Source organism: Roseobacter ponti, from assembly GCF_012932215.1.
Taxonomy (GTDB): domain Bacteria; phylum Pseudomonadota; class Alphaproteobacteria; order Rhodobacterales; family Rhodobacteraceae; genus Roseobacter; species Roseobacter ponti.
Genome location: NZ_CP048788.1, coordinates 1,609,750 through 1,622,588 on the forward strand (window position 1 = coordinate 1,609,750; position 12,839 = coordinate 1,622,588).

Genomic DNA, 12,839 nt, shown 5'->3' on the forward strand with positions numbered 1-12,839 from the left:
CGCCCTGACAAGACATATCCCACATCTCGCCGCGCCCCCCGGGCAGGTGATTTCGTGGCTGTGCAATTTGGAAACATGGCTAAGAAAATGCTTATCGATGCCACCCACGCGGAAGAGACCCGCGTCGTGGTGGTGGACGGAAACAAGGTCGAGGAGTTCGATTTTGAATCCGAGAATAAACGCCAGCTCGCTGGCAACATCTATCTCGCAAAAGTAACACGGGTCGAGCCGTCGCTTCAGGCGGCCTTTGTGGACTATGGCGGCAACCGTCATGGTTTTCTGGCGTTCTCGGAGATCCACCCGGATTATTATCAGATCCCCGTCGCGGACCGTCTGGCTCTGATGGAAGAAGAACGTGCCTTTGCCGAAGCGCAGAAGGCCAAAGAAGACGACGAAGAAAAACCCAAACGCCGCAGCCGCTCGCGCAGCCGCTCGCGCTCTAAAGCTGAGAGTGCCGCAAACGACGACGCGACCACCAGTAAGGACGTGGAATCCGATCAGATCGACGGTATGGAAACCATCGATCTGGACGACGAGGAAGGTTCCTCGCCGATGGAGCGCGTGGCGGAGACGCCTGTGGAAGAGCCTTCTGACGATCCGGAGACCACTGCTGACGCAACGGATGGCAATGACGATGCCGCCGGTGAAGATGCAGCCGGCGAAGACCTCGCCCCTGCGGGTGAGGACGATGACGAGGAGGATGACAAACCGCGCAAAGCGGATGCCTCGGCCAAGGACGATACCATCGAATCCGTTGCAGACGACGACGACCAGGAAGATATCCGGCCGGCGCGCAAACCGCGCCCGCGGCGCTATAAGATCCAGGAAGTCATTAAAGTCCGTCAGATCCTGCTCGTTCAGGTCGTCAAAGAAGAGCGCGGCAACAAGGGTGCGGCACTTACAACCTATCTCAGCCTTGCCGGTCGTTATTGTGTGCTGATGCCGAACACCGCCCGTGGTGGTGGCATTTCGCGCAAGATCACCAATGCCGCAGACCGCAAGAAACTCAAAGAGATAGCTAATGAAATTGAAGTGCCTCAGGGGGCTGGCCTGATCGTGCGCACGGCCGGTGCCAAGCGCACGAAGGCTGAGATCAAGCGCGATTACGAATATCTGCAGCGGCTCTGGGAGCAGATCCGCGAGCTGACGCTGAAATCCATCGCACCCGCAAAGATCTATGAGGAAGGCGACCTGATCAAGCGCTCGATCCGCGATTTGTATAACCGCGATATCGATGAGGTCTTTGTTGAGGGCGAGCGTGGTTACCGCATTGCCAAGGACTTCATGAAAATGATCATGCCGTCCCACGCCAAAAACGTGAAACTCTACGCCGAAGGTCTGCCGCTTTTCGCGCGCTATCAGGTCGAAAGCTATCTGGCCTCGATGTTCAACCCGACGGTTCAGCTGCCTTCGGGCGGCTATATCGTGATCGGTGTGACAGAAGCGCTGGTGGCCATCGACGTGAACTCCGGCCGCGCGACCAAAGAAGGCTCGATTGAGCAGACCGCGACCAAGACCAACCTCGAGGCCGCCGAAGAAGTGGCCCGTCAGCTGCGTCTGCGCGACCTTGCCGGTCTGATTGTAATCGACTTCATCGACATGGACGAGCGCAAGAACAACGCCGCCGTTGAAAAGCGCATGAAGGACAAGCTCAAAACCGACCGTGCGCGTATTCAGGTGGGCCGTATTTCGGGTTTCGGTCTGATGGAGATGTCCCGCCAGCGTCTGCGTCCTGGCATGATCGAGGCTACCACGCAGCCCTGTCACGCCTGCCACGGCACGGGGCTGATCCGGTCTGATGATAATCTCGCGCTGTCGATCATCCGGCAGATCGAAGAGGAAGGTACCCGTAAACGGTCCCGTGAAGTGCTGGTCAAAGCCCCCGTGGGCATTGCGAACTTCCTGATGAACCATAAACGCGAGCACATCGCGCAGATCGAGGGCCGCTATGGCCTGTCAGTGCGCATCGAAGGGGATCCGACGCTTGTAAGCCCGGATTTCAGCCTTGAGAAATTCAAGACTGCGACCCGCGTAGTGCGCGCCGTCGAGCATGTCGTTTCTGTCGATACATCCCTGATGGATGAGATCGACGCAGGCGAGGATGAGGTTGAAGCCGTCGCGGACGAGGCGCCGGCTGCGCCCGGTGCCGCCGCCCCTCAGAATGACGGTGACCGGGACGGAGACGGAGACGGTGAGGGCAAACCCAAGCGTCGCCGCCGGCGTCGTCGCCGGAGCCGCAGCAAGAACAGCAACGGCGAGCATCAGAACGGTGAAAACCACAACGGTGCGCAGCCGAACGCGGAAGACAGCGATTCCGCCGGGAATGAAAAAGCCGGTGAAACCGCCGCAGCTGCTGCAGACAGCAGTTCGGATGAAGTGAATGCATCCGGTGCTGAAACTGCGGATGCGGAGGAAAAGCCGTCAAAGCCGAAAACGCGCAGCCGAACGCGCAAGCCAAAGGCGGAGCCTGAAGCAGCCCCGGCTGACGAAACCCGGGCCGATGCGCCTGCGCCTGACGCAGAAGCGGCAGAGCCTGAGGCCAAACCGAAAACGCCCCGCAAGCGCGCAAGTCGTGCCAAAACCGCGAAAGCGTCGGACAGCACGGCGGAAAACACGCCGGCAGTAAACGGGGCCGATCAGGATGCGGCAGCGGCGGACGCCGTCGCGGATGCGCCTGCGAAGCCCGCTGAGACACCGGCTCAGGAAATGCCGGAGCCTGTCGCAGAAACTGCCGAACCGGCTGCACAAACGCCTGCACCTGAGCCTGAGGCCGCAGAACCGGTCGCAGATGCGCCAGAGAAGGCGTCAAAGCCCAAGCGCAAAGGCTGGTGGTCGCTGGGCGGCTGACCGCAGTCCGGGATGATACTGAAAAAGGCGGGCAAGGGGCCCGCCTTTTTTCTGTGCTTCAGCCGGCTTTGCGGATCACATAGGTCTGAACCGCACCATCTGAAGCCGCCGATACCAGTTCGTGACCGGACTCTGCGCAGAAATGCGGAACATCGACCACTGCTGCCGGATCATCGGCAAGCACGGTCAGCGTCTCACCTGCGGCCAGCGCCTGCAGACGTTTGCGCGCTTTGAGCACGGGCAGCGGGCACAGCAGCCCGGTCGCATCGAGGTGTGAGGCATCATCAGTCATGAACCTGAGATATGCGGCATGTTTCACTCTGTCCACAAGGTTGTGACCAGCGGGGGCGTGACGCAGCATCGCAGATGAGCTAGGGGCTTTTACATGTTCGGAATTGAGATCATTGACGCAGGGCTTCTGCCTGCCATGTTCGTGGCCCTCGCTGCGGGCGTGATCAGCTTTCTGAGCCCCTGCGTGCTGCCGATTGTGCCGCCCTATCTGGCCTATATGAGCGGCGTCAGCATGAATGAGATGACCGGCGAGACCGCAGCGCGCCGGCGCTCCGTCATTGCCGCCGTCTTTTTTGTCCTCGGACTGAGCACCGTCTTCCTGATCCTCGGCTTTACCGCGTCGGCATTCGGTGCGTTTTTCCTGCAGAACCAGGTGATTTTCGCAAGGGTCTCAGGCGTGGTAATCATCGTTTTCGGCCTGCATTTTCTGGGTGTTTTCCGGATCTCCTTCCTTGACCGTGAGGCGCGCATGGATGTGGGCGATAAGGGCGGATCGAGCTTTGGCGCCTATGTGCTGGGCCTTGCCTTTGCCTTTGGCTGGACGCCCTGCATCGGCCCGCAACTGGGCGCGATCCTGTCGCTTGCCGCCTCCGAGGCCTCGGTGACGCGCGGAACGCTTCTGCTCGGGATCTATGCCGCAGGTCTCGGTATCCCCTTTCTGCTCGCTGCGATTTTTATGACCCGCGCCATCGGTGTCATGGACCGGCTCAAGCGACATATGCAGCTGATCGAACGGCTCATGGGTGGCCTGCTGCTGCTGGTGGGCCTTGCTATGGTGACGGGTGCCTTCACCACCTTTTCCTGGTGGCTGCTGGAGCAGTTCCCGGTCTTGGCAACCTTCGGCTGATCCTTCAGAGTGGGCCTGTCCGCGCGTTATCGCGGAGCATTGAGGCCCGAGCATGAGCAGCACGTCTGATCCACCAGTTCTGCGTCGCCGGGTGTTCTACATTTCCGGATATGATCCTTTCCCGCCCCGACGGTATCGCGAGCTTTACCGCAAAGAAGCCGCAGATCAGGCGCAGATTTCAGGCTATGAGATCGATGTATCACGCTCAGCAGCCGGACCGTCTGAATGGCAGGTCTGTTCCACCCAGGACGGCCACCGGACCCTCACATCGGTCAAGGTGCTGGTCTGGTCAGACATCGTGCGACAAAGTTTTCCGGCAACATCTGGTGGTACATATCTTGCGATGGTGCGCACCGCCCGGGTCTATGTCTTCTCAGGTGCTTTGCAGCGTCTTGTCCGGCTGCGCAAAGGGCCGGTCATCGCTGCCTTCTATCCGGTTGTTATGCTTCTCTTCCAGGCCGCGCTGGCCCTCGCCGCTGCGTGTCTGGTTTTCAGGGGCGGCACCGGGCTGATGACCGGTGACCGGCTTATCATGCTCAGAACAGCGCTGGTTGCGGGGGCCGGGCTGGTTGCCGCGCTTGCGGTGCTGCGGGCATTCCGCGCGATGGATAAACGCTTCTTTGCTCACTATCTGATGCATGATTTTGCCTATACGGCCTCCGCCGACGGGGCCTATCCTGCAGCGCTGTCTTACCGGCTGGACGGCTTTGCACAACAGATCCGGGATGCGCTGCAGGACGAGGCCGATGAGGTTCTCCTCGTCGGCCACTCTTCGGGGGCGTTTCTGGCCGTAACGGTGCTGGCGCGGCTGATGCGACGCGTGCCGCCTGACCCCGGTGGCCCTGTTCTCAGCCTGCTGACCCTGGGACAGGTGGTGCCGATGAAATCCTTTCTGCCGGGCGCTGATGATCTGCGCCGCGACCTGCGCGATATGGGCGCACAGAAGGAAATCTTCTGGGCGGATGTCAGTGCGCCGGGGGATGGCTGTTCCTTTGCGCTTTGCGATCCGGTGCGTGTTTCCGGGCAGGCGACACCTGACACGCGCTGGCCGCTCGTGCTTTCGGCGGCCTTTACGCAGACACTGTCTCCGGACCGCTGGCGCGCACTGCGCCGGCGCTTTTTCCGGCTGCATTTTCAGTATCTCTGCGCTTTTGACCGGCCAGGTCATTACGACTATTTCCGCATCACAGCAGGGCCGCAAACCCTGCGCACCCGCTACGGCGGTCGTGCGTCGTCTCCTTCGGTCATCACCACGGCGCTGAGCGGTCAGGCGCTGGCCACCGGATGACCGGCCGCATACCGCCCAAGCCTGCCGGCCGCAGGGGCAACGTTCCGCTCTGGCGCTATGCCCGGCTTTTCCGACGGGATATTCTCTCGGCACAGCCTGATCGCCTTTACGGTGCCTGGATGGCGGTCTTCCGGACACCGTTCTTTCGCAGTGCGATGGTCAATGACCCGGAACTTATCAACCTGCTGTTAAAAGAACGCCCTGCTGATTTTCCGAAATCCGGCCGTGTGAGTGAAGGGCTGAGGCCTTTGCTGGGCAATTCGGTTTTTCTGACCAACGGTGATGACTGGGCCCGCCAGCGCCGGATTATCGATCCCGCTTTTGAAGGCGGACGGTTGCGCGACAGCTATCCTGCGATGCGGGCGGCGGCAGAGGCTGCAGCACTACGGTTTGAGGCAGCGGCTGGTCGTGAGACCGAGGTCGAGGCGATGACCAGCCATGCCGCCGCAGATGTGATTTTCCGCACGCTTTTTTCAGTGCCGATTGAAGATCAGACTGCGGCGGAAACCTTTGCCGCCTTTCGCCGGTATCAACGCGCGCAGCCTGTGCTGAATGCCGGCGCTCTCGTGCCGTTGCCCCGCTGGATGCCAAGGCTGTTTCGCCCGGGCACACGCGCGGCCGCCCGGCGCATCCGCGGGCTGATCGGTGCCATAACCGACCGCCGGCAGGCTGAGATTGCTGCGGGCACTGCACCTGCTGATCTGGCCACCGCGATCATGACCACAAACGACCCTGAGACAGGTGCACGATTTGAGGCACAGGAGATGATCGACCAGGTCGCGATTTTTTTTCTGGCAGGACATGAAACCAGCGCTTCCGCGCTGGCCTGGGCGCTCTACCTCCTTGCGCTTTATCCTGAGTGGCAGGAGCAGGTGGCCTCTGAAGCCCTCGCGGCTGATTTCAGTGACTTTACCGCCGTTACCGGGCTCAGGGTCACGCGGGATGTGTTCCGCGAAACGCTGCGGCTTTATCCGCCGGTTCCGATGATGGTGCGCGAGACCACACAGACCGAGATCTTTCGAAAGCGCCGCCTCGCACCCTGCACCCAGGTGGTGATCAGCCCTTGGCACCTGCACCGGCACAGCCGTCTGTGGAAAAACCCTGATGCCTTTGATCCCGGCCGCTGGCAGACCGGCAATGGCCGGGACTGCGCGCGTCGCGCCTATATCCCTTTCAGCGCCGGTCCGCGGGTCTGCCCAGGAGCTGGCTTTGCGATGATCGAAGGGGCCTGTCTTCTGGCACATATCCTCGCAGCTGTGCGGGTTGAGCTGACCGACAGACCGCCGCCGGTGCCGGTTGCGCATCTGACAGTGCGGGCACAGAGCGGCATCTGGCTGCGGCTTGTCCGGCGCTAACATATACCATCGTTCGCATCTGTGCTGTAACAAGGCGCAAGGGGCGGAATCAGAAGGGTTATTTACTATGTCGGACCAGTCAAAGATGCGGGAACAGATGAAAACGGGTGCGGGATTTATCGCAGCCCTCGATCAGTCCGGCGGATCCACCCCGAAAGCGCTCAGCCTTTATGGCGTTGAGCCATCAGATTACAGCGGTGACGAAGAGATGTTCCGCGCCATGCACGACATGCGCGCCCGCATCATCCTTGCGGATGACTTCACGTCCGAAAAGGTCATTGGCGCGATCCTGTTTGAACGCACAATGAACGATACGATCAACGACACGCCGGTGGCGGACCTGTTGTGGAAGAGCCGGGGTGTGGTACCCTTTCTGAAGATCGATAAGGGTCTGGAAGAGCAGGAAAACGGTGTTCAGATCATGAAACCGATGCCTGGTCTGGAGGCTCTGCTGGAAATCGCCCGGGGCAAGGGAATTTTCGGCACCAAAGAGCGCTCTGTTATCCACGAGGCCGACAAGACCGGAATCGACGCCATTGTTGCCCAGCAGTTTGAGGTTGGTGCCACAGTCACAGCGGCCGGCCTCGTGCCGATCCTTGAGCCGGAGATCAACATCCACTCAGACACTAAGGTGGAGGCGGAAACGCTGCTTGAAGCTGCCATTGCGCGGCATCTCGAGACGCTGCCGGACGGCGTGGATATCATGCTTAAACTGACGCTGCCGGACAGTCCGGGGCTTTATGACAAACTCGCAAAGCATCCGCGCGTTTTGCGTGTTGTGGCGCTGTCGGGTGGCTATTCGACCGATGAAGCTTCCGCAAAGCTCGCACAGAACAAGCATATGATCGCCAGTTTCAGCCGCGCGCTGACCGAGGGCCTTAATGTGAAAATGTCGGACAAAGAGTTCAACGATGCCCTGGGCAGCAATATCGACAAGATTTACCGCGCGTCGGTGTGATTGCCGCTCTGGCGGTCTTTCAGCGCTTTGAGCACATAGAGCCTGAGCGCCGAGGCCAGGCCCAGATCGGTGCCGCGATTCACATCAATCTCGGCCACCAGTGCATTGATTGCGATACCTTTTTCTCCGGCGAGCGCCCGCAGCTCCTGCCAGAATTCGTCTTCCAGTGAGATCGAGGTGCGGTGACCCCTGAGGGTCACCGAATGCTTCACCGGTCGCCGGCTCATGTCTCGCGCTTGTGGGCCTCAAGGTTGCGCGCGATCTTTTCCGCGCGGGCTTTGAGCTGTTCTTTTTGGGTTCTGGTCTGCCCGAAGGCCACGGCGTTTTCGTCCGCCCGGGCTTTGCGCGACGCGCGGTTGCGCTCTTTTTTCACCTTATTGAGGTTGATGGGCGTGCTCATTGGCGCTCCTTATCTGGGGCCGGTCATGTTCTCCGGGCGCACCACGCGCTCGAAGGTCTCTGCATCGACGAACCCCAGGGCAATCGCCTCTTCTTTCAGGGTCGTACCGTTCTTATGGGCCGTTTTCGCGACTTTGGTGGCGTTGTCGTAGCCGATTTCAGGCGCCAGAGCCGTAACCAGCATCAGACTTTCGCGCATCAGCTTCTCGATCCGGACGGCGTCGGCCTTCAGGCCGTCCACCAGATTGTCGGTAAAGGCTGAGGAGGCATCGCCGAGAAGCTGCATTGATTGCAGGACGTTATAGGCCATCATCGGTTTATAGACGTTGAGCTCGAAATGCCCCTGACTGCCGGCAAAACCAACCGCGGCATCATTGCCCATCACGTGCACACAGACCTGCGTAAGTGCCTCGCACTGCGTCGGGTTGACCTTGCCCGGCATGATTGACGAGCCGGGCTCATTCTCCGGCAGGATCAGCTCGCCCAGACCACAACGCGGACCTGAGCCCAGCAGACGGATGTCATTGGCGATCTTGAAAAGCGAGGCGGCCACGGTTTTCAGCGCGCCTGAGATTTCGACCATGGCGTCATGGGCGGCCAGCGCCTCGAATTTATTGGGTGCGGTAACAAAGGGCAGACCGGTGATCCCGGCCATATTTTTTGCGACCATCACGTCCCAGCCGGGCGAGGTATTGAGCCCGGTGCCCACGGCGGTGCCGCCCTGCGCCAGCTCGTAAATCCGCCCCAGCGCGTCTTTCACCCGCTGGATGCCCATGGCGACCTGATGCGTATAGCCCGAAAACTCCTGGCTCAGTGTCAGCGGGGTCGCGTCCTGGGTATGGGTGCGGCCTATTTTGATGATCCCGTCGAATTCCTCAACTTTGGACTGCAGTGCACCGTGCAGTTTTTCCAGCCCCGGCAGCAGCACATCGCGCGCCGTCATCGCCGCCGAGATGTGCATGGCCGTGGGGAACGTGTCGTTTGACGACTGGCCCATGTTGCAGTGATCATTGGGGTGCACGGGGTCTTTGGAGCCGATCTTGCCGCCCATGATTTCAATCGCACGGTTGGCGATGACCTCATTGGCGTTCATGTTCGATTGCGTGCCTGATCCGGTCTGCCAGACCACCAGCGGGAAATTGTCGTCGAATTTGCCCTCAACGACCTCACCGGCAGCCTCGATGATCGCTTTGCCGCGGTCCGCATCCAGCTTGCCAAGCTCAACATTGGCCTGGGCACAGGCCTTTTTGATGACCCCCAGCGCCCGCACGATGGCCACCGGCTGCTTTTCCCAGCCAATCGGGAAATTGAGGATCGACCGCTGTGTCTGCGCGCCCCAGTATTTATCGGCTGGAACCTCCAGCGGGCCAAAACTGTCAGTTTCTGTGCGGGTCGCGGTCATGGCGGCTCCTTGGGTGAAATTGTACTTAAAGGGGGTGTACCGTCGGGGAAGGGGCCGCGCAACAGCCAGATAGGTGGTCACAATATACACAGGAGCGTTGCAAGCTGCCCAACAGTCACTAAATTAACCTTATAAGACGATACCGCAGCATGGCCGGAGGAACAGTCGATGCGCGAGCGAAATCCATTTACCGGGGTGCATCTGATCAGGCTGCTGCTGGCAGGGGCCCTGATGCTGATGGCCGCGACAGCGCAGGCTGACATTTCGCGGTTTGTGGGCAGCTACGAAGGATCGGCCGAGGTCATTTCAGCGGACGGCTCCACCATTCCGCGCGATATGAGCGTCAATATTTCCGAAACGGACGACGGATTTAACGTGAGCTGGACGTCGACGACCTACAGGCCCGACGGCACGTCCAAGGAGAAATCCTATTCCATCGAATTTGTGCCCAGCGGACGCTCGGACGTGTTTTCATCGGCGATGAAGCGCAATGTTTTCGGGCATGAGGTGCAGCTTGATCCGATGAAGGGCGAACCCTACGTCTGGGGCCGGATCGACGGGGATACGCTCAGCGTCTATTCGCTCTTTGTGGCCGAGGACGGTGGTTATGAGATCCAGCAGTTCAACCGGACGCTGGCGGAGGGTGGACTGGAACTGGAATATCAGGCGGTTCGCAACGGGGTGATCCAGCGCAAAGTAACCACGTTTCTGGAAAAGAACTGAGGCTACTTGCGGAAACTGTCCAGTGAGACGACTTCCGCGTCTTTTGCAGTCTTCCCGTCTTTTTCCCCCGACGTGACAGCCTTGCCTTTCCGGCTGCTCTTGTCGTCTTTTTTCTGTGCATCGGGCAGTTTCGCCGGGACCGGTGGCGTGCTTGTCTGCGGCGCTTCGTCGTCTTCGCCCTTGGTCTCGAACCTCAGGCCGAATTCCACGGAAGGATCCACAAAGGTTTTGATCGAATCGTAGGGGATATAGAGCGGCTCAGGCGCGTCGCCGAAGTTGAGCGTTACGGAAAACCCTTCGTCTGTCACCTCAAGGTTGTCGTACCAGTGCTGCATCACCACAGTCATCTCGCCGGGGTAGCGGTCAGACAGCCAGTCGGCCAGTTCCGCATCCGGGTGGCTGGTATCGAATGTGATGAAGAAATGGTGCGCGCCCGGCAGCCCGTTATCACAGACATCCTGAAGCACTTTGCGGATCAGACCGCGCATCGCTTCGTGCATGAGATTGCCGTAATCAATGCTTCGGCTCATCGTAATCCTCTGCGCGGTCAGACTGCGTTGCTCAAAGCATAGCCGATTCCGTTGCGGATAAAAGAGGGCTTCCCGCTGAAATTGCGGGCAGTCTCAGATCATGCCGGCCAGCACCCCTGCGGCGGCCATGATCAGCAGGGAACGCACCATGCCCTGGCTGAGCCAGAGCATCAGAATGCCGGCCAGACAGGTCAGCGCCAGTGCGGGTACTTCCAGGGATGCCGGCTCCGGCAGGGGGGCGGCGAGCCAGGAAATCGTTGTGGTTTCCTCAAAGAGCACGTGAATGGCAAACCAGACTGCCAGATTGAGAATGACGCCCACCACGGCCGCTGTGATCGCGCGGAGGGCTGCGGCGATGCGGGGGCGCGCACTGATGACGTCAAGATAAGGGCCTGCGAGGAATATCCATAGAAAGCAGGGCGTAAAGGTGACCCAGAGTGCCACGGCACCTGCCGCAAGAGCCAGAAGCGGGCCGCCTTCGAGATATCCTGCGAGCAGCGCTACGAACTCGGTCACGAGGATCAGCGGCCCTGGCGTCGTTTCCGCGAGGCCAAGGGCATCGATCATCTGTGCTGTGGTGATCCAGCCGTAATCCGCGACGACAGTCTGCGTCATCCACGCCAGCACCGCATAGGCGCCGCCGAAGGTCAGGACAGCGAGCCGTGAAAAGAAAAGTCCGATCTGCAGCAGAAAGGCCTGATCCGCGATGGCCAGCACCACAAGCGGCAGCGCCCAGAGGCCACCCCAGACGGCAATGATGCGCAGGCTGTCCGCGTGCACAGGCGGGGCGGGCGGTGGCTGTTCATCCGGCTGCGTCATCGTGAAAGCGCCCCAGAGACCTGCGGCGAGGATGATCAGCGGAAACGGCAGGCCGAGAACAAAGAGAGCGATAAAAGCCACCAGCGCGAGCACCCGCGGACCGGTCCCGGCAAGCGCCCTGCGCGACACCTTGAGAAGCGCCTGGAGCACAATGATGATCACTGCGGCCTTGATGCCTGTAAAGGCCGCCTGCACCAGTGGCACACCGCCCCAGATGGCATAGCCGAGCGCCAGCAGCAGGATCACCAGTGCCCCTGGCAGGACAAACAGCAACCCCGCTAGAAGCCCGCCCGCCGTGCCGCGCAGCTTCCACCCGGCATAGGTTGCCAGCTGCATCGCTTCGGGGCCGGGCAACAGCATGCACAGGCTCAGCGCGCGCAAAAAGGTTTCCTCGCTGAGCCAGTCGCGCTTTTCCACAAGCTCGGTGTGCATCAGCGCGATCTGTGCTGCAGGCCCGCCGAAAGATAAGAGCCCGATGCGGCCGAACACACGGAAGAGACCGGCGTATCCGGTGGGCTGTTTCATTCCGTTTCCTGCCAGTCGTGGGTTTCCCCCTGACCGTCACGCGCCCAGCGGTAAAAGGCATCGTAAAGGATCATACCGTCGCTGAGCTGTTCCAGATCATCGGTCCGTGCGCGTGACAGTCCCACCGACAGGGCGAGCAACCCCGCACATTCCGGTGCCAGATCATGGCGATCGGTATCAGCCCCACGAATAATGCGCGCCATCGCAAGAAGTGGTTCGGTGCTGAGGCCAAATTCCTGCACCATCGTGTCAAAGGTACAGTGGTCATCGCGGTGCGACCAGCGCACCCCTGGCACGTCAAAGGGGGTGGCATCGAACTTCTCCGCGACATCTGCGACTTCAGCTGCGGGGACAAAGAGAAACACGGCATCGGGATCCACAAAGCGGCGGATGAGCCAGGCACAGGCAATACGATCAATCTTTGGCCGGTGCCGCGTGACCCAGCGCGCGCCGGGCCCCTGCGGTGGCAGGACGCGTGCCGGGATGCGCGGCAGTTCCTTCGCAGCCCAGCCCAGATTGCCGCCCTCAAGAACCTCCGCTGCGATGCCACGGGCGCGCAGCACGGCGGCGGTCCCGTAGCTGAGTTTGCGGCCTTTCTGGCAGATCAGGACGGTGAGACGGCCGGCGGGGTCGGGTGGCACATCCGCCACGCGGGTATGCGATATCCGACGCGCGCCGGGGATCTGAAAGGGATCGGCGGCAAAATCCTCATCAAGGCTCAGATCAAGCAGGCGCGGCGCGGCAGGCGTGCCGATCAGGCGCATCAGATTTGACGGAGAAATAGTGGTAAAACGGGCCATGGTCAGCATCCTTTTGGTCTTGGAACAGGATGCGATACTCAGGCCGTGGCCTCAC

Annotated in this window: 13 protein-coding genes; 6 read left to right on the forward strand and 7 right to left on the reverse strand. The window is 60.6% G+C overall.

Annotated features, from left to right (window positions below; all coding sequences use genetic code 11):
- Window positions 1–75 precede the first annotated feature (75 nt).
- Complete coding sequence (locus G3256_RS07760) at window positions 76–2,847, forward strand: Rne/Rng family ribonuclease (RefSeq protein WP_169640273.1); 2,772 nt, start codon at window positions 76–78, stop codon at window positions 2,845–2,847.
- A gap of 58 nt (window positions 2,848–2,905) precedes the next feature.
- Here the strand turns inward: G3256_RS07760 and G3256_RS07765 are convergent, their stop codons facing one another.
- Window positions 2,906–3,139 (reverse strand): sulfurtransferase TusA family protein, encoded by a 234-nt coding sequence (locus tag G3256_RS07765; protein ID WP_169640274.1) that lies wholly within the window; start codon window positions 3,137–3,139, stop codon window positions 2,906–2,908.
- Window positions 3,140–3,232: 93 nt separating this feature from the next.
- Between G3256_RS07765 and G3256_RS07770 the strand changes: the two genes are divergently transcribed.
- The 4 genes from G3256_RS07770 to G3256_RS07785 all read left to right on the forward strand — a co-directional run bounded on the left by G3256_RS07770 (window position 3,233) and on the right by G3256_RS07785 (window position 7,586).
- Window positions 3,233–3,985: a cytochrome c biogenesis CcdA family protein gene (locus G3256_RS07770; protein ID WP_169640275.1), complete on the forward strand. Its 753-nt coding sequence runs from the start codon at window positions 3,233–3,235 to the stop codon at window positions 3,983–3,985.
- Between the two features lie 52 nt (window positions 3,986–4,037).
- Complete coding sequence (locus G3256_RS07775; RefSeq protein ID WP_169640276.1) at window positions 4,038–5,273, forward strand: RBBP9/YdeN family alpha/beta hydrolase; 1,236 nt, start codon at window positions 4,038–4,040, stop codon at window positions 5,271–5,273.
- Complete coding sequence (locus tag G3256_RS07780) at window positions 5,270–6,628, forward strand: cytochrome P450 (protein ID WP_169640277.1); 1,359 nt, start codon at window positions 5,270–5,272, stop codon at window positions 6,626–6,628. The genes G3256_RS07775 and G3256_RS07780 overlap by 4 nt, the downstream gene beginning before the upstream one ends.
- A gap of 67 nt (window positions 6,629–6,695) precedes the next feature.
- Window positions 6,696–7,586, forward strand: a complete 891-nt coding sequence (locus tag G3256_RS07785) for a fructose bisphosphate aldolase (protein ID WP_169640278.1) — start codon at window positions 6,696–6,698, stop codon at window positions 7,584–7,586.
- Here G3256_RS07785 and G3256_RS07790 read toward each other — a convergent pair.
- Genes G3256_RS07790 through fumC form a run of 3 tightly spaced genes read right to left on the reverse strand, consistent with a single transcriptional unit; the run spans window position 7,568 to window position 9,387 of the window.
- Window positions 7,568–7,813 (reverse strand): ribbon-helix-helix domain-containing protein, encoded by a 246-nt coding sequence (locus tag G3256_RS07790; protein ID WP_169640279.1) that lies wholly within the window; start codon window positions 7,811–7,813, stop codon window positions 7,568–7,570. The genes G3256_RS07785 and G3256_RS07790 overlap by 19 nt on opposite strands.
- A complete protein-coding gene (locus G3256_RS07795; RefSeq protein WP_169640280.1) occupies window positions 7,810–7,986 on the reverse strand; it encodes a DUF4169 family protein in 177 nt (58 codons plus the stop codon). The genes G3256_RS07790 and G3256_RS07795 overlap by 4 nt, the downstream gene beginning before the upstream one ends.
- A 9-nt stretch (window positions 7,987–7,995) precedes the next feature.
- Window positions 7,996–9,387, reverse strand: coding sequence for a class II fumarate hydratase (fumC, locus tag G3256_RS07800; protein ID WP_169640281.1), 1,392 nt, complete (start codon window positions 9,385–9,387; stop codon window positions 7,996–7,998).
- A gap of 168 nt (window positions 9,388–9,555) precedes the next feature.
- On the opposite strand from fumC, the gene G3256_RS07805 reads away from it, so the two are divergent.
- Window positions 9,556–10,110: a hypothetical protein gene (locus G3256_RS07805; RefSeq protein ID WP_169640282.1), complete on the forward strand. Its 555-nt coding sequence runs from the start codon at window positions 9,556–9,558 to the stop codon at window positions 10,108–10,110.
- A gap of 2 nt (window positions 10,111–10,112) precedes the next feature.
- On the opposite strand, the gene G3256_RS07810 is transcribed toward G3256_RS07805, so the two are convergent.
- The 3 genes from G3256_RS07810 to G3256_RS07820 form a co-directional block, all read right to left on the reverse strand.
- Entirely contained in the window at window positions 10,113–10,640 is a 528-nt protein-coding gene (locus G3256_RS07810) for an SspB family protein (RefSeq protein WP_169640283.1), read from the reverse strand.
- Between the two features lie 93 nt (window positions 10,641–10,733).
- Window positions 10,734–11,984 (reverse strand): chromate efflux transporter, encoded by a 1,251-nt coding sequence (gene chrA, locus G3256_RS07815; protein WP_169640284.1) that lies wholly within the window; start codon window positions 11,982–11,984, stop codon window positions 10,734–10,736.
- Window positions 11,981–12,784: a chromate resistance protein ChrB domain-containing protein gene (locus G3256_RS07820; RefSeq protein WP_169640285.1), complete on the reverse strand. Its 804-nt coding sequence runs from the start codon at window positions 12,782–12,784 to the stop codon at window positions 11,981–11,983. The genes chrA and G3256_RS07820 overlap by 4 nt, the downstream gene beginning before the upstream one ends.
- Between the last annotated feature and the right edge of the window lie 55 nt (window positions 12,785–12,839).